The organism is Streptomyces sp. NPDC001709 (assembly GCF_053596375.1).
Genome location: NZ_JBSFGB010000035.1, coordinates 17,369 through 37,230, shown reverse-complemented (window position 1 = coordinate 37,230; position 19,862 = coordinate 17,369). Strand labels below are relative to the sequence as shown.

Here is a 19,862-nt window from a genome sequence, read left to right as displayed (position 1 = left end):
GCGTTCCCGGCGTGATCATTGACGCCTCCAACGTCGCCGCGACCAGGAAACGGCCCTGGCCGTTCTCGCGGGTCGTCGACGTACGGGAGGCCTGGCTGCGCGACCACCCCGGTACCGACGCCGTAGCCGTCCTCGACGCCAGTGTCCGGCCGGTGCTCGACGACCAGCACCTCGTCGAACAGGCCGAGCGCGCCCACTGGCTGGAGGTCCACCAGGGCGACGCCGACGACCGGATCCTCGCGCTGGCCGAGCAGTTCGACGCGGCCATCGTCTCCAGCGACAACTTCCGCTACGCACGCCGCGAGCACTCCTGGCTCCAGGGCAACGGGTCGCGCGTGTGGAGCGTGCGCAGGATGCGCGGGCAGATCATGTTCAGCCCGCGCCAGCTCGGCGTGGCCAGCGACGAGGAGATAGAGCGCGACCGGCAGCGGAAGCTCACCAAGGCGGGCCTGCTGCGCAAGGACGCCGAGGTACGGTTCCGCTGTACTTCCGCGCCGGGCGGCTGCCTGCGCGGCGGGGAGGTGCTGCTGCCCCGGCAGGTCAACAAGGACGGCGCCCGCTGGTACTGCCTCTCCTGTGGCTACGAGGCTGTCGAGCTCATCGCCGAACCGCCGCTGCCCGACGGCCCTGACGGCGGCCCCGTCCAGGTGACAGTCCAGCACGGCTACACGGTCCGGCGCACGATCACCGTACCGGCCGACGGTCTGACCCTGGGCCGGGCCTCGCACAGCCGCCCCGGTGTCACCGACGTCACGGAGGGGCTCGGCCGCGACGAGGCCGACGAGATATCACGCACGCATCTGCGGATCTTCCTCGACGACGACGGGAAGCCACTGGTCGAGCACGTGCCAGAGCAGCACCTGAACGTCTCGTTCCTCAACCCGGAACTGGACTTCGTGGGCCGCCCCCAGTCCGGCCGACTGGCCACCGCGCTGCCGTACGCGCTCGAGGACGGCGATGAACTGCACCTCGGACCGGGCACGGTCCGGCTGCGCATCCGTTGTGGGGGCGAGCTGTGAGTTCCGGGCGACAGCTGGGTGGTGGCCGACCTGTGAATGAGGACGTGTGAACGAGTTCGTACCGCACTGGGAGCATGCCGACACCGCCGACGAGAAGGGCTCGCCGCGGCGAGCCTGGATACCCGCCGACTTCGGGGCGGACGGCAGGTTCATCACGCGCCGGCTGCTCGCCAAGGCCGGCCAGGGATACATTGTGCTCGCCGAGGACCGCTGGTCCGGCGGCGAGGTCGTGATCAAGGGCATGTGGTGGTCGGAGACGGCCCTGGACGACCCCCGCCTGGTCCAGAACGCGCTGTCCGTCCAGCAGAACCAACGCCGGCAGGGGCTGCGCGCCGTCCGCCAGGCCACCCAGCTCACCCAGCAGTGCCCGGTTGTCATCAGCGTGGAATCCCAGCCCTCCCCGTCCCTGATCGCCGCCGGCCGGCACCCGGATCCGGTCCCGCCCGAGAGTTTCCTGGTCCAGCAGTTCATCGGCCAGCGGGGCGGGGCCTCGCGCACCCTGGAAGACGAGATCGAGGCCAGGGCCAAGGAGCAGCGCCGGTTCACCGAGGACGAACTCCTCGACCTCGCCGAGCAGCTGTGCAACACCCTCGCCGCCCTGCACGCCGAGCGGCACAACGGGAAGACCTCGTCCAAGGGCTGGATCCACGCCGACGTCAAGCCGGAGAACATCCTCGTCCTCGGCCCGCCGGCCCGCTATGTGCTGATCGACTACGACGCCGCCGTGCAGGTCGGCGACTACATCTCCACCACCACCCCGGCGTACGCGCCGCCCGGCCCCGAAGGCTCCGACGAGTCTGCCGAGCGGGGCGAGGCCAATGTGCGGTTCGACATCTACATGCTCGGCGCCACCCTCGCGCACGCCGCCGCGCTGAAACGCCTCGATCCGCAGCAGTACCGCCAGCTGTACGCGGAGGACTTCGAGGCGAGCGCCCCCGGCCGGAAGTACCTCACCTCGCTCAACTACGGGCCGGTGCTCACCAACGCCCTCGCCACCTGCCTGTCGGCGCGGAAGTTCCGGCTGGCCACCGTCGACCGGGTCCGCATCGACCTCGCCCGCGCCCGCAGCGCCACCGTCCTGCAGTCCGCGCTCCGCACGCTGGGAGGCAGTCCCCGATGACCTCCGACGCCACCCTCGGCCGGCTCCTGCCCCGGATCCCCGGCCGCTCCGGACGCTTCTGGGAGCCGCACACCGTGCAGCTGCGCCCCGGACACCTGCGCTCGGCGGGTGCCGCCGCGATCCGAGCCACCCGCATGGTCAAGGACGAGGAGGCTGACGTCTACGGCGCCCTGCGCGTCTTCCCCAACCGCAGACAGCGCGGCCAGGCCGCCGCGCTGCTCGCCGCCGGCAACCCCGTCACGCCCGCGCTCCTCGACCTCGTCGACCACCCCGGTCTGCCGCCCGCGCTGATCACGGCCTGGGCCCCGGGCGCCTCGTCCGTGCCACTGCGCGCCCTGCGCGAACGCGACGACCTCGACGCCATGCTGACTGCCGGACACCGGTGGACACCGTCCGGGGCGCTGCGCACCCTGGTGCCGCTCGGCCGCGCCCTGGACGACATGGCGCGCGCCGGGTTCGTCCCGATCGAGCTGTCGCCCGACCACCTCGTGGTGAACTCCGGCTCGATGATGCTGGCCGGCATCGGCCGGCACGGCTACATCCCCTCCGAGGGCCGCATGCCCGGCATCCAGGGCATGTCCCTGCCGACCGCACTGCTGCTCGGCAGCGACCTGCCCACCGCGGCCACCGGGAACGAGGCGTTCGTCCGCTGGCGGGAGGTCCAGGTCCGCGCCCTGATCCGGCTGGCGGGCTGGATGGCCTGCGGGCTGCCCCCCGGCGCCTGGGGTTCGGTGGACGGCCCGGCCGACCTCGGCGCCTATCTGCGGGCGGCCGGCTTCCGCCGCGTCCCCACGCTGCGGCCCGGACAGCTCGCCGACACCCTGGCTCAGGAGGCCCGCGCGGAGGAACAGGCCCGCGCCCGCGCCGACATCACCGAGGCGGAGGCTCTGTTGGTCTACGACGACGTCGCGCAGTACAGCGGCGGCTCCCGCCGGGAGATCAACCCCGAGGCGCTACGCCTGGGCCTGCTGCACGACCACGGCCCGAAGGTGATCGCGCTGGCCGCCTTCGAGGGCCGACGGCTCAACACGCGCGTCGCGACCCTGCTGTCCGGGGCGGGCTGGGTGCTGGTGCGGCCGGACGAACTGGTGGACCGGGTCTGCCTGGCAGCGAAGGCGGCACCGCACGCCCGCGTGGTGATCGCCGGCCGGATCGGCGGCACCGCCCTGCGCCGCCTGCAGCGGGAACGCGCTGGGAACGTCGACCAGATCGACCCCGAGGACCTCTCCCTGACCCCGCCGAAGATCGCGGGCCGGCCGGCGGACCAGCTGCCGTATCTCACGGACCCGGCCCTGGAGCAGTACTCGGAGGAACTCCTCCAGGACCCCAACGTTCCGGCAGCCCGCCGGCGCAGCACCGGCCAGGCGATCCGCCGGCGCACCTTCGCCGCGGGCTGGACCCTCAAGCTCGGCGGCGCCGACCGGATGCGGCCGCGCGAGCGCGGCATGCTGCTGGACCGGATGGCCGACTGCTTCGGCACCAACACCGAACTGCTGGTGGCGGTACGGTCCCGGCAGAACACGCCCGGCATGCGCAAACGCAACCGCCAGCTGGACGAGGCCGGTATGCGCCGCCTGGTGACGGCCCTGTCGGGCGTTCCCCGTTCGGTGTTCCGCGACTGCCTGATGTCGGCGCTGCTCGGCCCCGCCGAGGAGGACCTGTACGGAGAGGCCGCGCGCCGTCTGCTGCCCGTGGCCGGCCGGCTCGCCGACGTCTTCGACGCACGGAGGCCGGTAGGCGCGGACGGGCTGTCGATGGACGACGCGCTGCGGGAGCGGCCGGGCATCCGCCGCGTCGGCCTCTACGGGCGGCTGTGCACGGCCGTACCGGAGGTGGAGCCGGAGCGGCTCGCCGCCGCCGTCACCCAGATGGACGACCCGCTGGTCTCGCTGCTTTCCCAGATCCCCGCCCCGAGCCTCCAGTTCCTCGCCGGCCGGCTGGAGGACCCCGAGCTGCTCGACCTGCTGCGGCCCCACCTCCAGGGCGACGACCTGGACCTGCTGTCCCGCTACACCCCGCAGATGTGGCGGCGGTTGCTGGACGGGCTGCGCCAGCCCGAGCACCTGGGCGTGCTCGGCCTCGGCTGGGTACAGGTCGTGGAGCAGGACGCCACCGGAGCGGTGGACGCCCGGGTGCTGTCGCAGATCGCCGCCGACGCGAACGTCCTCGGGCACGACGCGGTGCGCGCACTGCTCGGCACGGCACCCGCCGACTGGCCGGTCGTCTGCGCCCACCCGGCCCTCGCCGCCCGCTGGCTGGCCGAACAGGGCGACCTGGACATCGCCGAGATCGTCGCGGGCTTCCCCGACACCCGGGCGGCCCTCGCGGAGTACGGCACCGAGGGTCTGCGGCACGCCCTCGAACTCGGCCTGGACCAGCGGTCCATGAGCCGGATCAAGGGGTACGCCGACGGGATCGGCCGCACGACGGACGAGGTCCTGACCGCCTTCCAGGAACGCGACTACGAACGCGCCGAGCACACCGAGCCGCTGGACACCGCGGCCGCGGTCGCCTGGTCGCGCTGGCAGCTGGCGCGCGGCGAGGAGCTGGACTGGGTCCTCGGCAACGTCATCTCCCGCCCCGGAAAGATCCGGACCTGGGCCGTGCACGGCCCCCGGCTGGAACAGCGGGTCGCCGCCGCCGTGATGGGCCCGGGAGCGGCCCCGGGGACGACCGACGCGCTGGCCGCCGACCCGGTCCTGCTGCCCCTGCTGGCCACCTTGAGCAGCCCCGAACAGCGCGCCGCCCTGCTGCGACTGTACGCTGCCGAACCCAAGGCCACCCTCGACCCCCGGGCGCGCCGCGAGCTGCCACTGATCCTCTACGCCGCCGACCCCGCGCAGGCGCTGCGCACGCTGCTACGCGACGGACTGGGCGTGGTGGCACAGCAGTTCGCTGAGCGACACCGCCTCAGCCCCGAGCAGCGCCGCATGCTCGCCGAACTGGCCCCGCTGACCAGTGAGCTGGCGACCCGCTCCCTGGAGGCCGTGCTCAATGTCGGTACGCGGTTCGGCCCGCGGGTCGCGGTCACCGCGGCCGTCGTCGAGCAGCGCCTGCCCGGCACCGCCGAGGCGGTGACGGTGTGGGGCCCGCGCTGGCTGCCGCTCCTCGCGGGCGGCTCAGGCCCGCGCGTACTGCGCCTGCTCGTGGAGCAGCGCGAGAAGCACGGGGCACACGCCGGAGTCCTCACGCCGTGGCTGCTGACGGCGGGGGAAGACGGGCTGGCGCTCGTTGAACGGTTCGGCTCCGACGCGCTGGACCTCGTCCTCGCTACCGAGGCCGCGCCGGCCGAGGCCCGCCTGCTGGGCGAACTGCTGATGCTGCCGGGCCCAGGACCCACCATCTACCGCCTGGTCACGGAGTACGCCCTGCCCCAGGAGACCTGGCCGCGCGCAGCCCGCATGCTGTCCGGCGGCGAGCAGCCGGAACGGGTCCTGCTCAGACTGTGGAGCAGGACGCCCACTGCCTGACGCCCGGCACCGGGGACAGGCAACTTCGCGGGTAGGGCTTGTGGCCGACCCTGCGAGTCCGTGCACACTCGATACTGCGGTCGGCCCGGGAGATGCTCGGCTCGTTCCTGCTCACTGAGCCCCCGGTGCAGGGCGCGGCAAATCCTGGCAATCACTCCGTTCGGGCTGACGCCCCCTCAGCGTACGGTGAGGGGGGATACGTCCCACAGTCGTACGGGCGCACCGGTGTCGCCGGTGGCAAGGACGCGCCCGTCATGATTGAGGTCCGCCGTCACAAAAGCAACAGCACGCTGCCGCCGTCGTCGCTGGTCAAGGCCGCTATCACATGACTGTCTTGAGGCAGGCTCACTGAACTGGCTATGCCGGCGGAGGCGACGGTGTGGGTGCTGCGTGTCTGTTGGAGGTGCATGTCCCAAGTGCTGACTCTCCCGGCGGCGTCGCCGGTTTCCAGCGCGCGGCCGTCTGCGGTGAAGACCATGGACGTCGCGGTGTTGTCGGTCTTCCCCGTGGCATCGGCCCCCCGGCAGGGCATCCCACAGGCGGACCGTGCGGTCGCGGCTGCCGGTGGCCAGCATGGTTCCGTCAGGGCTGAACGACACAGAGGTCACGCCGCCGGTATGTCCAGTGAAGACGGCACGGCTTTCGGAACCCTGTGCGGGACACCTGCTGTTCCTACCGCAGGCAGCACGTCACCGCCAGGCAGGCTGTTTGGACCTTGGGCAGTCCGGCGCGTGATCGGGCTCAGTGTGGTTTCCGAGGCCTTCGCCTCGCTGACGCCGTTCGGGGCGCCGATCTCAGCGGGCAGCGTCCGGGCCGAGGCGGTACCAGGTGAAGTGCACCCGGAGGAGTTCTCCGGCGACGGCGGCCGTACCTGGGAGCTCAACTGGATCACGGACCTCAGCCGCACGGGGTCGGCCGACGCATGAGCATCATCGAATTCCGCCAGTACACCCTCGTCAGGACGCGGCCAACGCCACCATGATCGACAACGACGACGTCCTGCTGCTGCGAGGTCCGGGCTTCAGGCCGGAGTCGGGGACCCGCGAGGTGGTCGCGACGGTCTGCCAGCTCTCGGACGCGGCTGCCTTCGACGCGTACGCCGCCCGGCACTTGGGCCGCGCCATGCTCTGCACCTCACCGAGCACCCCGAGAACGACTCCCCCCTCCTGCCCGTCCGCACCGAGGTGAACGTCCGGGTCTGGTTCGTCCCGGCCGAGGCACCCCTGGCCGATCCGGCGGCTGAGGCTGGAACCCGTGACGACTTGACCCAGCGCTGCGGCGCTCGCGCTGCGGTGCGAGCCACCCGACGGTCTTCCTCCGTTGCCCCGGCCGCGCCCACATGGTGGGCGCACGCACTCCCACGCCCAGAACTATGGTGTCCCACCACATACGCCTCTGACCTGCCCGTTCCTACGGTGTGGCGACACGCAAACGTCCCCGTTCAAAACGCCAGGAAGTGGTGCCGATGTCCTCCCCCTCGACCGCTCCACCAGCCCCGTCCAGCCTCCCCCGCATCGTCGCCGCCAGCCTCATCGGCACCACCATCGAGTGGTACGACTTCTTCCTCTACGGGTCTGCCGCCGCGCTGGTGTTCAACAAGTTGTTCTTTCCGGACTCCGATCCGCTCGTCGGGACGCTGTTGTCGTTCCTGACGTATGCCGTCGGGTTCGCGGCGCGTCCGCTGGGGGCGCTCGTGTTCGGGCACTACGGGGACCGGCTGGGGCGGAAGAAGCTGCTCGTGCTGAGCCTGGTGATGATGGGCGGGGCGACTTTTGCCATCGGGCTGTTGCCCACACACGCCACGGTCGGGTCGGCCGCGCCCGTGCTGCTCACCCTCCTGCGGCTCGTCCAGGGATTCGCGCTCGGCGGTGAGTGGGGCGGTGCCGTCCTGCTGGTGTCGGAGCACGGGGACGCGCGGCGGCGTGGCTTTTGGGCCTCCTGGCCGCAGACCGGCGCGCCGGCGGGGCAGTTGCTCGCGACCGGCGTGCTCTCACTGCTGACCGCCACGCTCTCCGACGACGCCTTCGGGGCCTGGGGCTGGCGGGTTCCGTTCCTGCTCTCCGGGGTGCTCGTGCTCATCGGCTTGTGGATTCGTCTCTCCGTCGACGAATCGCCCGTCTTCAAGGAGGCGTTGGAGCGGGCCGAGTCCCGGCGGGCGGCCGGTGACACGGAGAAGCTGCCGCTCGTCTCCGTGCTGCGGCACCACTGGCGGGACGTGCTGGTGGCGATGGGCGCCCGCATGGCGGAGAACATCAGCTACTACGTCATCACCGCCTTCATCCTCGTCTACGCCACCACCTCGGCCGGTGTCTCCAAGCAGACCGCGCTCAACGCGGTGCTCATCGGCTCCGCCGTGCACTTCGCCGTCATCCCGGCCTGGGGCGCCCTGTCCGACCGGGTCGGGCGGCGGCCGGTGTACCTGCTCGGCGCGGCCGGTGTCGGCCTGTGGATGTTCCCGTTCTTCTCGCTCGTGGACACCGGGTCCTTCGGATACCTGGTCCTCGCCGTGACCGTCGGGCTCGTGCTGCACGGCGCGATGTACGCACCCCAGGCCGCCTTCTTCGCCGAGATGTTCGCCACCCGGATGCGGTACTCGGGCGCCTCCATCGGCGCCCAGTTCGCCTCCGTGGCGGCGGGCGCGCCGGCCCCGCTCATCGCCACCGCGCTGCTCGACGGGTACGGCAGCTCCACCCCTATCGCCCTCTACGTGATCGCCGCCGCGGTGTTGACCCTGGTCGCCGTGGGCATCGCACGGGAGACGCGGCACCGGGATCTCGCCCGCGACGAGGCCGAGGGCGGCGAGTCCGCGGGCGCGAGCCCCGCCGCGAAGGCACGGACGGCCTGATCGGCCCGGGTCCGCCCGATCCGACGCCGGTCCGCCAGACCGGACGTCGGTCCGCCCGGCCCCTGCGGCTCCGCCCGGCCGGCGTGGCTTTCCTCGCGCACATCCACTGCCGGGCCCCCGTACGGCACATCCGTGCGGGGGTCAGCGTCTGTCCGGGGCCGCCAACCGGTGTAGTCGCAGGGCCAGTTGGATCTCCAGGGCGCGTTCCGGGGTCTGCCAGTTCTCGCCGAGCAGCCGGCCCACTCGCTCCAGCCGTTGGGCGACCGTGTTCACGTGGACGTGCAGCGCGTCCTTGGTGCGGGCCGGGCTCATCCCGCACGCGAAGTACGCGTCCAGGGTGCGCAGCAGTTCCGTACCGCGGCGCTCGTCGTAGGACACGACCGGGCCGATGGTGCGGTCGACGAAGCCGGCGATGTCCCGTTCGCCCGCGAGGAGCAGGCCGAGGAAGCCGAAGTCCTCGGCCGCCGCGCCCTCACCGGCCCGGCCCAGCAGATGCAGCGCCTCCAGGCAGCGGCGGCCCTCGGCGTAGGCCGCGGCGACGGTCTCGGGGTGGGTGGTCAGGCCTGTGACCGGGGCCGAGGCGCCGACCGTGACGGGCTGGTGGACGGCCGTGCCCAGCTGGCGGGCGATGCGGCGGGCCAGGTCGGTGGCGCAGTCACCGGCGCCCAGCGGCAGCAGCAGGACGGTGCCGCCGTCGCGTGCGGCGGCCAGGCCGTGCCGGGTCGCGGCGAGGTGGGAGGCGGCGGACCACAGGCGACGGCGGGCCGCGGCCTCCTCGTCGGCGTCGGCCGCCGGGCCGTCGAGGCGTGCGGCGAGGACGACATGGGTGGCGTCCAGGTCGGCCTGCAGCCGGGCGGCGCGCTCGCGCAGCAGGCGTGGGTCCCGGTCGCGCGCGTCCAGCAGGTCGTCCAGCAGCTCGCCCCGCACCCGCTGTTCGGCCTCGGCCGCCGAGCGGCGGGCGAGCAGGAGCAGCGAGGTGACCATCGCCGCGCGCTCCAGGGTGCGCTGGTCCACCGGGTCGAGGCCGGGATGGCCGCGCAGGACCAGCGCGCCGAGCAGTTCGCCGCCGGCGGCGACCGCGGCGATCCAGTCGCTGCCGTGCCGTACGGCGTGTCCCTCGGCGCGGGACGCCTCCAGCGCCTTGGCCGGTGCGGCGTCGGCCTCGGCGAACTCGACCGTGCCATCGAGGACTTCGGAGACGGCGGCGGCGACGTCGTGCACCCCGCCGCCGCGCAGGACGAGTTCGGCGAGCCGGTCGTGGACGTCGGAGGCGCGCTCGATGACGCCGCTGCGGTCCCGGATGATCTCGTTGGCGCGCTCCAGGCCGGCCAGGGCGGCGCGGGTCTCGGTGAGCAGGTTGGCGGTGTCGATCGCGGCGGCGGCGAGCGCGGCGAAGGAGCCGAGCAGGGCGATCTGGGCGCGTTCGAAGACACGTGCCCTGCGGTCGGCGGCGAAGAGGACGCCGATGACGTGCGGGCCGAGCATGAGGGGCACGCCGAGGATGGCGACCAGGCCCTCGTCGCGGACGCCGGCGTCGATGGTGAGGGTGTGCTGGAAGCGGGCGTCCTTGAAGTAGTCGTCCGTGACGTACGGCCGGGTCGTCTGGGCGACGAGGCCTCCGAGCCCTTCGCCCATGCCGAGGCGCAGCTGCTGGAAGCGGGCGGAGACCGAGCCCTCCGTGACCCGCATGTAGGTGTCGCCGCGCGTCGGGTCGTTCAGGGTGAGGTAGGCGACGTCCGTGCCGAGCAGGGAGCGGGCGCGCTGCACGATGGCCTGCAGGACGGCGTCCAGATCACGCAGGCCCGCGAGGTCGTGGGCGGTCTCGAAGAGCGCGGACAGCTCCGCCTCGCGCCGGCGGCGCCCCTCCAGCTCGGCGCGGACGCGCAGGGCGAGCAGCTTGGCCTGTTCCAGCGCGGCGATCCGCTCGGCCGGTCTGCCCTCGGCCCGGGCGAGCAGCGCCGGCTGCTCGTACGCCTCCGTGGAGGCATCGCGGGCCAGCAGCTCGAGGTACGGGGCCTCGATGCTGCCGCTGGGTGCCGGCTGAACGTGATCGCGAGACATGGTCACAGGATTCCGCATCGGCCGCCCGGCCGGTCAGGCCTGTGGAAAACTCCCGGGCCGGGCGGTGCCGGGCGCTTCAGTGGGCCGTCCAGCCACCGTCGAGCACCAGCGAGGTGCCCGTGACGAAGGACGCCTGCGGGCTGCACAGATAGGCCACGGCCTCGGCGACCTCCTCCGGTTCGATGAGCCGCCGCAGCGCGCTGTCCTTCAGCAGGACCTCGGACAGCACCCGCTCCTCGGGGATGCCGTGGGCCTGCGCCTGGTCGGCGATCTGCTTCTCGACCAGGGGGGTGCGCACATAGGCCGGGTTCACACAGTTCGAGGTCACCCCATGGGCGGCCCCTTCCAGAGCGGCCGTCTTCGACAGGCCCTCGAGACCGTGTTTGGCAGCCACATACGCGGACTTGAAGGCGGAGGCGCGCAGCCCATGGACGGAGGACACATTGACGATCCGGCCCCAGCCCTGCTCGTACATGTGCGGCAGGGCACCGCGGATGAGCCGGAACGGCGCTTCCAGCATCACGGTGAGCACGGTGTGGAAGATCTCGGGCGGGAACTCCTCGATGGGGCGCACGAGTTGCAGACCCGCGTTGTTGACCAGCACGTCGGCGCCCGCGGCGGCCCGTTCGGCGGCGTCGAGGTCGGTGAGGTCCACGACGTGCGGTACGACCGTTCCCGGGAGGTCACCGGCTTGTTCCGCGTGCTGGGCCAGCTCGGCCAGGCCGGCCGCGTCCCGGTCGACGGCCCGCACCCGCGCACCGGCGGCCGCGAGCCGCAGCGCACAGGCGCGGCCGATGCCGCCGGCGGCACCGGTGACGAGGGCGGTGCGGCCGCCGAGGTCGAGGGCGAGGGGCTGCGGGCGTAGGCCGGTCGGGAGGCTGGACGAGGTCATGTGCCGACCCTAAGCGGAGCCCACCCATCACCACATGTGGTGACCACCCATACTTCAGCCGACAGTCGTAGGGTCAAACCATGTGGGGCCGTCAGACATGGCCTGCTTGATCCGGACCCGGCCGAACTCGTTGAGATCGGGCAGCGCGTCCACCGCGAACCAGCCCACTTCCAGGGACTCGTCGTCGTTGACCCGGGCCTCGCCGCCCACGGCCCGGCAGCGGATGGTGATGTCCATGTACTGGCACTGATCACCATTGGGGTAGGTGACCGGGTCCAGGGCCTGGACGAGGACGACCCGCTCGGCCACGCAGTGCACCGCCGTCTCCTCGAACACCTCCCGCACGGCACAGGCCGCGGGCTGCTCGCCGGGCTCCGGGATACCCCCGATCACCGACCACTTGCGGGTGTCGGTCCGCCGGCCCAGCAGCACTCTGCCCTCGTCGTCGAAGACGATCGCCGTGATCCCGGGGAGCCAGAGCAGCTGCCGGCCGGCGGAGGCCCGGAGCGTGCGGATGAAGTCAGGAGTAGCCATGAGCCCGACCCTAACCGGCCGGGCCCGTGCTCTGCCGGGCCCGCGCTCTCCTGGCAGTTCAGGGGCCGTTGGTGCCGTTTCAGGGGGCGTGTGCCCGTCGTACGGCTACGCGCCACCGGTGCGCCGGCCGCGCAGCCCGGACCCGATCGCCCAGCCGACACCGCCCGCGGCGACCAGCACCAGAGCGATCTCCGGGAGGATGCCCAGTTCGGTCGCGGGGGTCTTGGAGGTGCGCAGCGGAACCTTCTGGACGAGGTAGGCGGGCACGAACATGCCGGTCTTCTGGGTGATCTTCCCGTCCGGCATGATGACCGCACTGACGCCGCTGGTCACGGGCACGGTGACGGTGCGGCTGTGCTCGACGGCGCGGATCCGTGACATGGCGAGCTGCTGGTAGGTCATCTCGCTGCGGTCGAAGGTCGCGTTGTTGCTCGGCACGGAGATCATCTCCGCGCCGTGGGTGACCGTGTCCCGCACGGCCCAGTCGAAGGCGGCCTCGTAACAGGTGTCGAGGCCCACCTTGGCGCCGTCGATGTCGAACACGCCCGGCGTGCTGCCGCGGCTGAAGTCCTGCCGGACCATGCCGGTCCAGTTCTTGTTGATCGCGCCGACGAAGCCGCGCAGCGGGAGGTACTCGCCGAACGGCTGTATCTGCCGCTTGTCGTAGGTCTGCGTCGGCCCCTTGGCCGGATCCCACAGGATCTGTTCGTTGAGCAGCTTGCCGTCCCTCTCGACGACCCCGCCGACCGAGATGGGCACGCCGACCGCCTTGGCGGCCCCGTTGATCACGGCGGCCGCGTCCGGGTTGCCGAAGGGGTCGATGTCGGAGGAGTTCTCCGGCCACAGCACGTAGTCCGGCTTCGGGGTCTTCCCCGCCTTGACGTCGGCGGCGAGCCTGAGCGTCTCACGCACGTGGTAGTCGAGCACGGCCCGCCGCTGGGCGCTGAACTCCAGCCCGGAGCGCGGCACGTTGCCCTGGATGACCGCGACGGTCCGGGTGCCGTCCTCGGCCTTGTCGCTCACGAGCGGCCGGGCGGCCACCGCGCCCGCGACCGGGACGGCCACGCTCAGCAGCGCGGCGGCCGCGGCTCCGCGCCGTACGGCATGCGTGCGGCGCCGCTCGGCGATCAGCCGGCCCGCCTCGTACAGGCCGAATCCGCACAGCACGACCGCGAAGCCGAGCACGGGTGTGCCGCCCACCGCGGCGAGCGGCAGGAAGACGCCGTCCGCCTGCCCGAACGCGATCTTGCCCCAGGGGAAGCCCCGGAAGGGCACACGCGCGCGTACCGCTTCGCCCGCGATCCAGAGCGCGGCGGCCCACACCGGCCAGGCCGGCAGCTTGGACACGGCGGCGACACCGACGCCGGCCAAGGCGACGAAGACCGCCTCGATGGCGACGAGCGCCAGCCAGGGACCGGGGCCGACCTCCACGCCGGTCCACACCAGCAGGGGCAGCAGGAAGCCGAGCCCGAAGAGATAGCCGAGGCCTAGGGCCGCCTTCCAGCCACGGCCGCGCAGCACCCAGCCGAAGCCGGCGAAGGCGGGCAGCGCCAGCCACCACAGGGTGCGCGGCGGAAAACTGACGTACAGCAGCACTCCGCAGAGCGCGGAGGCCACGGCCGGGACCAGGCGGAGCAGCCGGCCGCGGAACGCGCCGGTCGCGGGGGACGGCTGGAGCTGGTCCGGCTGGTCCACGGAAGTTGCGGTGACGGTCACCCGGGTGAGTGTACGGCCGCTTCCTGGGCCCCCGACAGCGCGGTACGACGGCGGGACCGGCTCGGCCGGACGCGGTTGTCGCTGGTCGCCGCCCTCCCCCGCCGGCCGGGCGGAAAGCGCCGTTCCGCACCCCCCGCACCAACCGCACACACAAAGCCCCCCGGCACCCCGGCACCCGTCTCCACCGCGACTTTCCGCCGCATCTCGTGTCCAAACCGGTCATCAGCCGCTACGGTGAGCCCAGCCTCGGCAGTGCGGCCGGATCCGGTGTCATGCCCGGCCGTGGCCTGGGGCAGGGGTCGGGGACCGGGGACGAGGGGCGGCGGTGGGGTCGACGGAGACGAGGCCCGCGACCGGTATGGACGCGGCCGACGTCAGGCGAAACGTTTCTGACGGGGCGGGAATGATCCTGCTGGGCGCCTGCGCCGGCTGGTCGCTGATCACCGCGGCGGCCCGTGACGGACGGCCCGAGGGCGTGCTCCTCGCGGTGCTCGCCGTGGCCGCCGGTCATGCCGTGGGCCGGGTCTCCGGGGCACTGCTGCCGGTGGCCGCGCCATGCGCCGGTGCGGCGGCCGGAGTCGCGCTGGCCGCCGTCCTGCCCGGGCTCTCCGCCGGTCCCCGGTACGCCGCCCCGCTCGGCCATGCCGGTGGCACGGCCGCTCTGCTGACGCTGACCACGGGTGCCGCGTGCTGTGCCGCCTGGGCGACGCCCGTACCAGGGCTGCGGCTGCTGCTGCGGGTGCTGGCCGCCGGGATCGTACTGACCGGCGCCGTGCTGGGGTCGCCGGCCGGTTGCGTGGCGAGTGCGGCCGTATTGCTGTGTTCGCTCGCCGCGGGCGCGGTGTCCCGCCGGGGCGGGTGCCTGCTGGGTCTGGGCGTGGCGGCGGCCCTGGTGGCCGGGACCATGTGGGCGCTCGCCGCAAACGTGCTGCCGGGCGGCCTCGCCCGGGTGCTCGACGGCCGGCTGAGCGTGCAGCGGGTGGCGTTGTGGCAGGACGCCCTGCGGCTGGCGGGCCGGAACCGGGGTCTCGGGGTCGGCCCGGGGCGGTTCGGGGAGCTGGGTGGCACGGCGCCGCAGACGCTGTCGGCCGGCGGCAGGCCGCACTCGGCTCTGCTCCAGCTGGCGGCCGAGCAGGGCCCGGTCGGGGTGTGCCTGTTCGTCGCCGCGTTCTGCTGGGTGCTGCACGCGCTCTGGCGCAGCCCCCGCTCCACCCCGGTCGCCCTGACCGCCGGCGCCGCCCTGACGGCGCTGGCCGGGTTCGCCGCGGTGAGCAACGCGCTCAGCTTCACCACGGTGACCGTGGGCGCGGGGCTACTGGCCGGGTGGGCGACGGCACGGCCGTGGGCGCGCGAGGCCGCGGATCCCCGGCTCTGAGCGGTGTCATGTCCTACGCCGACCGGCGGCGCGCGGTCTCAGCGGGACGAACCCGGTGTGATCGTCCGCAGCCGGTCCCTGATGACCCGTACCGCCGACTCCGCGTTGTCCACGGTGATCGTGAAGGTGTGGCCGTCCCACAGGCGCAGCACGATGCCCTCGCCCCGGCGTACGACGACGGCGGTGCCCTTCTCGGGCCGCCAGCGGTAGCCCCAGCCGCCCCAGTGCCGGGGCGTGACCAGGGCGGTGAAGTCGGCACCGGCCACATGGGAGAGCGGGATGCGGCGGCGCGGCAGCCCTATGTGGCCGCAGCGCACCTCGAGGCACTCCTTGTCGAGTTTGAGGTCGACGTGCACGAAGGCGAGCGTGCCGAAGAGGACCAGCAGACCGGCGGCGATGCAGCCCACGACGGACATCACCAGCGGGGCGATGCCGGACGTCCACGCCGAGTCCACGGCCAGCTCGATACCGAGCGCCATGCAGGCCGCGCCGACCAGCGCCAGCAGCCACTGGATGCGGTTCGTGGCGCGCCCGGTCCAGATCTCGGGATGGGGGCCGTCGTCGGGGTGGGGGTGGTCCCTCATATTTATGAGGTTACTCAGGTTTCGCTGCGCGGGTAGGGCGTTGCGGAGGGTGACTGAGCCGGGTGGACCACCGGGGCCCTGTGCACGGTCCGTCGTCGCCGGGCCGTTCAGCGGACGGGGCTGACCGCCTGGAGGAAACGGCCTTCCGTGTACGACAGTGCCGTATCCGGGAGCGCGGCCTCGCGCCCGCTGAGCAGCACCGTGAGGGTGGTGTCGGCGACGGCGGCCGGGTCCGGCTCCGCTCCGATCCTGCGCAGGGCCTGTGCGGCCACCGCCCCGGCGGAGCCGTGCAGCATGAGCGGCGGACGGCCGGGCCGCTGAGTGGCCGCCCGGATGCGCTCGCCGACCAGCTCGTAGTTGGTGCAGCCCTGGACGATGGTGGTCACGTCCTCGGGGGTGCGGGCGGCGGCCGCGGCGATCGCGGCGCCGATCGCATTCTCGTCCGCGTGGTGCACCGCGTCCGCGAGGCCCGGGCAGGGCACCTCCGTGACGGCCGCACCAGCGCCGAACCGCTCGATCAGATTCCGCTGGTAGGCGCTTCCGGTGGTGGCGGGGGTCGCCCAGATCGCGACATGGCCGCCGCCCGCCGCGGCCGGCTTGATCGCCGGGACCGTACCGATGATCGGCAGGTCCGGCTCGAAACGGGCCCGCAGCTGCGGCAGGGAGTGCACGGAGGCGGTGTTGCAGGCGACGATCAGGACGTCGGGCTCATGGGCGGCGGCGGCCTCGGCCACGGCGAGGGCGCGCTCGGTGATGTCGTCCGGGGTGCGGGGCCCCCAGGGCATCCCGTCCGGGTCCCACGAGAGCACGAGATCCGCGTCGGGCCGCAGCCGCCGTACCGCCGCGGCGGCGGGGAGCAGGCCGATTCCGGAGTCCATGAGCGCGATCTTCACCCGGCCACGATAGACGATCGGGCCTTGCGGGCCGGTCCGGTGGGGCAGACTGCGGGCGTGAGCGCCCTGCTGTGGATCACCGTCGGATCGCTGGCCGCCTGGTGCTGGCTGCTGCTGTGCCAGGGGTTCTTCTGGCGCACGGACGTCCGGTTGCCTCCACTGCGGGAACCGGACGCATGGCCCTCCGTCTGTGTGGTCGTACCGGCTCGTGACGAGGCCGCCGTGCTGTCCGCGAGCCTGCCGTCGCTGCTGGCGCAGGACTATCCGGGCCGGGCCGAGGTCTTCCTGGTGGACGACGGCAGCACCGACGGCACCGGGGAGCTGGCCCGCGAGCTGTCCCGGCGGTACGGCGGGCTGCCGCTGACCGTGGGCTCGCCGGGCGAGCCGCCGGCGGGCTGGACGGGCAAGCTGTGGGCGGTGCGGCACGGTATCGGCCTGGCACGCGCGCGTGACCCCGAGTTTCTGCTGCTGACGGACGCGGACATCGCACACGCGCCGGACAGCCTGTGCGCCCTGGTGGCGGCGGCCCGTGCCGGGGGCTTCGACGTCGTGTCGCAGATGGCGCGGCTGCGGGTGGAGAGCGTGTGGGAGCGGCTTGTGGTCCCGGCGTTCGTGTACTTCTTCGCGCAGCTGTATCCCTTCCGCCGGATCGGCCGGAAGGGCTCGCGCACGGCCGCGGCGGCGGGCGGCTGTGTCCTGCTGCGCGCGGGGATGGCGGAGAGGGCGCGCACCCCGGACGCCATCCGGCACGCCGTCATCGACGACGTGGCGCTCGCGCGCGCGGTGAAGGACGCCGGCGGGCACGTCTGGTTGGGGCTGGCCGACCGGGTGGACAGCGTGCGGCCGTATCCGCGGCTGCACGACCTGTGGCGGATGGTCTCGCGCAGCGCCTACGCCCAGTTGCGGCACAACCCGCTGCTGCTCCTCGGTACGGTCGCCGGACTCGCGCTGGTGTACCTGGCGCCGCCCGCCGCGGTGGTCGCGGGAGCCGCGGGCGGCGATACGGCGACGGCGGTCGTCGGGGCTCTGGCGTGGGCGGTGATGGCGGGGACCTACGTGCCGATGCTCCGCTACTACCGGCAGCCGCTGTGGCTCGCCCCGCTGCTGCCGTTCACCGCGCTCCTGTACCTCCTGATGACCGTCGACTCGGCCGTGCAGCACTACCGGGGACGCGGGGCCGCCTGGAAGGGCCGCACGTACGCGCGTCCCGGCGCCGTGCCCGACGAGGGCTGAGCCCGGTCACTTGCGGCCGGGCGTCCAGTTCATGCCCCAGCCGTAGGCGCGGTCTATGGTCCGCTGCGGGCTCACCCCGCGCTCCGGCACCAGATACCGCGCCTCGCGCTGCACGAGGAGGTCGCCGCCCGTGTTGGTGATCAGGGCGAGCGCGCACACGGTGGAGGGGACGGTGCACTCGTCGAGCGAGAAGTCGATCGGGGCGCCGTGCTGCGGCTGGAGGGTGACGGTGGCGTGCAGGTCGGCGAAGGATCTGGCGCCTTCGTAGATGGTCACGAAGACGAGGATGCGCCGGAAGTCCTGCTTGTGGTCGAGGTTGACGGTGAGGTTCTCACCGCTCGCCACGGCACCGGTGCGGTCGTCGCCGTCGAGGTGGATGTACGGCGGCCGGTGCAGCGAGCCGAAGGCGTTGCCGAGGGCCTGGACGACCCCCTTGCGGCCGTCGGCGAGCTCGTACAGGGCGCACAGGTCGAGGTCCAGGTCCCCCTGTCCGAGTCCCCACCGGGCGCCCCGGCCGCCCCGGCCGGAAGGCTCTTTCCGCATCTGCCAGTTGAGGTTCACCCGCATCGCTCCGGAGGTGCCGCCCTGCTTGGCGAGCGAGACGGAAGGCGCCGCCTTCGTGAGGGTGACCTTGGACAGGCGGACGGGCCGAGGCGCCGGAGGGGTCACGGGCGGGGCCGGCATGGTCACGGGCGGTGTGGCGGGGGCCGTGGCGGGAGGCGGGGGCGGTGTGGCGGAGGCCGTGGCGGGGCGCGGGGGCGGGGGCGGTGTGACGGGGGCCGCCGCGGGGGGCGGCGGGACGGGCGGGCGGCGCTGAGGCGCAGCATGCTGGGGCTCGTCCACAGTGATGCCGAAGTCCGTTGCCAGACCCTCCAGTCCGCTGCTGTAGCCCTGGCCGACGGCGCGGAACTTCCAGCCGCCCTGGCGGCGGTAGAACTCGCCGAGCACAAAAGCCGTCTCCACGGTCGCGCCGGGGCTGTCGAAGCGGGCGACCGCCTGGCCGCTCACGGCGTCGGTCACCTCGATGTAGAGGCCGGGAACCTGCCCGAAGGTCCCGCCGTCGGCGGAGGCGGCGAGGACGATCCGCTCGATCACGCCCTCCACGCGCGCGAGGTCGACGGAAAGGGTGTCGGTGACGTCTGCGCCGGCCGACTTCTTGCCCTCGTGGCGCACCGCGCCGGAGGGGTGGGCGGGCTGGTTGTAGAAGACGAAGTCACCGTCGGAACGGACCTTTCCGGTGGCGAGCAGCAGCGCGGAGGCGTCCGCGTCGGGCACGCCGGGGCCCGAGCGCCAGCCCAGCTCGACGCGCAGGGCCGTCGTCGGCACCGGCGTGTTCGACCCCTTCGGCATTGTCATGTCCGCCCCCATCCGTATCGGCTCCGGGCACCCTCGGTCGTCCAGGTCATCCCTACCCGCACAACCTATTCCGGGGTACGGCGAACTCCCACGACCGGCACGGCAAGATCGCCGGTCAACTGCCGGTAACCCCGCAGGAACTCGCCCTTTACACGATTAAAACGCCGGCCGGCGTCCTTTTTTGCCGAGTTCGCTCGGATTGGGGATCCCCCGTCACTGCGGGCACAGAAAACAACCCTCTTATCGGTCTCCCCAACGAGCACATCGTGGGCTTAACTTATGTGCCATGACCTCCCCCCGCTCCACTTATGGTGGCGGCTACTACTCCGCCTCCTTCCCGGACACCCCGATCTACGACTCGCTCGTGGCCGAGCGGGGTACCCCGCAGATCGCCCCGATCCGGGTCCCCGCCGCCTACGACACGGGCAGCAGCCTGCCCGCCCTGCCGTCGGCACTGCCCGCCCTCCCGGCGGCTCCCTCCCCTCAGGTCCCCGCCTACGGCTACCCGCAGATGCAGCAGCCCGCGCCGCTGCAGCAGGCGCCCACGGCGTACATCCCGCAGCAGGCGAGCGCCCCGCGGGGTTACCCCGGGCCGCAGGCCCCGCAGCAGCAACGCCCGATGGGGACGGGCACGGGATACGAAGCCATGCGCCCGGCCGCGCCCCGGCCCGCGCCGGCTCCCTACCAGGACCCGTACAACAACCAGCAGTACCGCGGCTACTGACCGGCGCCCCACCGCTGTCGCCGCCTGCTGGCAGGATGGC

17 protein-coding genes and 1 pseudogene are annotated in these 19,862 nt (G+C 73.0%); 8 read left to right on the top strand and 10 right to left on the bottom strand.

Annotated elements, in window-relative coordinates; genetic code table 11:
• Nucleotides 1-11 precede the first annotated feature (11 nt).
• The 3 genes from ACWC0C_RS36950 to ACWC0C_RS36940 are packed head-to-tail and all read left to right on the top strand — an operon-like array spanning nucleotide 12 to nucleotide 5,609.
• The gene (locus tag ACWC0C_RS36950) at nucleotides 12-1,019 is read left to right on the top strand and encodes an NYN domain-containing protein (RefSeq protein WP_450868664.1); all 1,008 of its coding nucleotides are present in this window, start codon (nucleotides 12-14) and stop codon (nucleotides 1,017-1,019) included.
• Between the two features lie 46 nt (nucleotides 1,020-1,065).
• A complete protein-coding gene (locus ACWC0C_RS36945) occupies nucleotides 1,066-2,139 on the top strand; it encodes a hypothetical protein (protein ID WP_450868662.1) in 1,074 nt (357 codons plus the stop codon).
• Nucleotides 2,136-5,609, top strand: coding sequence for a hypothetical protein (locus ACWC0C_RS36940; protein ID WP_450868660.1), 3,474 nt, complete (start codon nucleotides 2,136-2,138; stop codon nucleotides 5,607-5,609). Before ACWC0C_RS36945 ends, ACWC0C_RS36940 begins: the two co-directional genes overlap by 4 nt.
• A gap of 271 nt (nucleotides 5,610-5,880) precedes the next feature.
• Here ACWC0C_RS36940 and ACWC0C_RS36935 read toward each other — a convergent pair whose 3' ends face one another.
• Both ACWC0C_RS36935 and ACWC0C_RS36930 read right to left on the bottom strand, forming a co-directional pair.
• The gene (locus ACWC0C_RS36935; RefSeq protein WP_450868658.1) at nucleotides 5,881-6,087 is read right to left on the bottom strand and encodes a hypothetical protein; all 207 of its coding nucleotides are present in this window, start codon (nucleotides 6,085-6,087) and stop codon (nucleotides 5,881-5,883) included.
• A gap of 64 nt (nucleotides 6,088-6,151) precedes the next feature.
• Nucleotides 6,152-6,238 (bottom strand): annotated as a pseudogene (locus tag ACWC0C_RS36930) (WD40 repeat domain-containing protein); the annotation flags it as partial.
• Between the two features lie 102 nt (nucleotides 6,239-6,340).
• Here ACWC0C_RS36930 and ACWC0C_RS36925 point away from each other — a divergent pair.
• Complete coding sequence (locus ACWC0C_RS36925) at nucleotides 6,341-6,535, top strand: hypothetical protein (protein ID WP_450868656.1); 195 nt, start codon at nucleotides 6,341-6,343, stop codon at nucleotides 6,533-6,535.
• A gap of 30 nt (nucleotides 6,536-6,565) precedes the next feature.
• On the opposite strand, the gene ACWC0C_RS36920 is transcribed toward ACWC0C_RS36925, so the two are convergent.
• On the bottom strand, nucleotides 6,566-6,733 hold the full coding sequence (locus ACWC0C_RS36920; protein WP_450868655.1) for a hypothetical protein: 168 nt from the start codon (nucleotides 6,731-6,733) through the stop codon (nucleotides 6,566-6,568).
• Between the two features lie 341 nt (nucleotides 6,734-7,074).
• Between ACWC0C_RS36920 and ACWC0C_RS36915 the strand changes: the two genes are divergently transcribed.
• Nucleotides 7,075-8,454 (top strand): MFS transporter, encoded by a 1,380-nt coding sequence (locus ACWC0C_RS36915; protein ID WP_450868653.1) that lies wholly within the window; start codon nucleotides 7,075-7,077, stop codon nucleotides 8,452-8,454.
• 141 nt (nucleotides 8,455-8,595) lie between these two features.
• On the opposite strand, the gene ACWC0C_RS36910 is transcribed toward ACWC0C_RS36915, so the two are convergent.
• The 4 genes from ACWC0C_RS36910 to lnt form a co-directional block, all read right to left on the bottom strand.
• Complete coding sequence (locus ACWC0C_RS36910; protein ID WP_450868652.1) at nucleotides 8,596-10,515, bottom strand: helix-turn-helix domain-containing protein; 1,920 nt, start codon at nucleotides 10,513-10,515, stop codon at nucleotides 8,596-8,598.
• A gap of 76 nt (nucleotides 10,516-10,591) precedes the next feature.
• Nucleotides 10,592-11,407: a 3-hydroxybutyrate dehydrogenase gene (locus ACWC0C_RS36905; RefSeq protein WP_449199725.1), complete on the bottom strand. Its 816-nt coding sequence runs from the start codon at nucleotides 11,405-11,407 to the stop codon at nucleotides 10,592-10,594.
• A 54-nt stretch (nucleotides 11,408-11,461) separates the two neighbouring features.
• Nucleotides 11,462-11,941 (bottom strand): NUDIX hydrolase, encoded by a 480-nt coding sequence (locus ACWC0C_RS36900; RefSeq protein ID WP_450868651.1) that lies wholly within the window; start codon nucleotides 11,939-11,941, stop codon nucleotides 11,462-11,464.
• A gap of 105 nt (nucleotides 11,942-12,046) precedes the next feature.
• The gene (gene lnt / locus ACWC0C_RS36895; RefSeq protein ID WP_450868650.1) at nucleotides 12,047-13,657 is read right to left on the bottom strand and encodes an apolipoprotein N-acyltransferase; all 1,611 of its coding nucleotides are present in this window, start codon (nucleotides 13,655-13,657) and stop codon (nucleotides 12,047-12,049) included.
• A gap of 403 nt (nucleotides 13,658-14,060) precedes the next feature.
• Between lnt and ACWC0C_RS36890 the strand changes: the two genes are divergently transcribed.
• Nucleotides 14,061-15,032: an O-antigen ligase family protein gene (locus ACWC0C_RS36890; protein WP_450868649.1), complete on the top strand. Its 972-nt coding sequence runs from the start codon at nucleotides 14,061-14,063 to the stop codon at nucleotides 15,030-15,032.
• 38 nt (nucleotides 15,033-15,070) lie between these two features.
• On the opposite strand, the gene ACWC0C_RS36885 is transcribed toward ACWC0C_RS36890, so the two are convergent.
• Nucleotides 15,071-15,616, bottom strand: coding sequence for a hypothetical protein (locus ACWC0C_RS36885; protein WP_450868648.1), 546 nt, complete (start codon nucleotides 15,614-15,616; stop codon nucleotides 15,071-15,073).
• Nucleotides 15,617-15,723: 107 nt separating this feature from the next.
• A complete protein-coding gene (locus ACWC0C_RS36880) occupies nucleotides 15,724-16,509 on the bottom strand; it encodes a glutamate racemase (RefSeq protein WP_450868646.1) in 786 nt (261 codons plus the stop codon).
• 39 nt (nucleotides 16,510-16,548) lie between these two features.
• Between ACWC0C_RS36880 and ACWC0C_RS36875 the strand changes: the two genes are divergently transcribed.
• Nucleotides 16,549-17,742, top strand: coding sequence for a glycosyltransferase (locus ACWC0C_RS36875; protein WP_450868706.1), 1,194 nt, complete (start codon nucleotides 16,549-16,551; stop codon nucleotides 17,740-17,742).
• A gap of 6 nt (nucleotides 17,743-17,748) precedes the next feature.
• On the opposite strand, the gene ACWC0C_RS36870 is transcribed toward ACWC0C_RS36875, so the two are convergent.
• Nucleotides 17,749-19,098 carry a TerD family protein gene (locus tag ACWC0C_RS36870; RefSeq protein WP_450868644.1) on the bottom strand — a complete coding sequence of 450 codons (1,350 nt, stop codon included), beginning with the start codon at nucleotides 19,096-19,098 and terminating at the stop codon, nucleotides 17,749-17,751.
• Between the two features lie 286 nt (nucleotides 19,099-19,384).
• On the opposite strand from ACWC0C_RS36870, the gene ACWC0C_RS36865 reads away from it, so the two are divergent.
• A complete protein-coding gene (locus ACWC0C_RS36865) occupies nucleotides 19,385-19,822 on the top strand; it encodes a DUF6643 family protein (protein WP_449199719.1) in 438 nt (145 codons plus the stop codon).
• The last annotated feature ends 40 nt before the right edge of the window (nucleotides 19,823-19,862 follow it).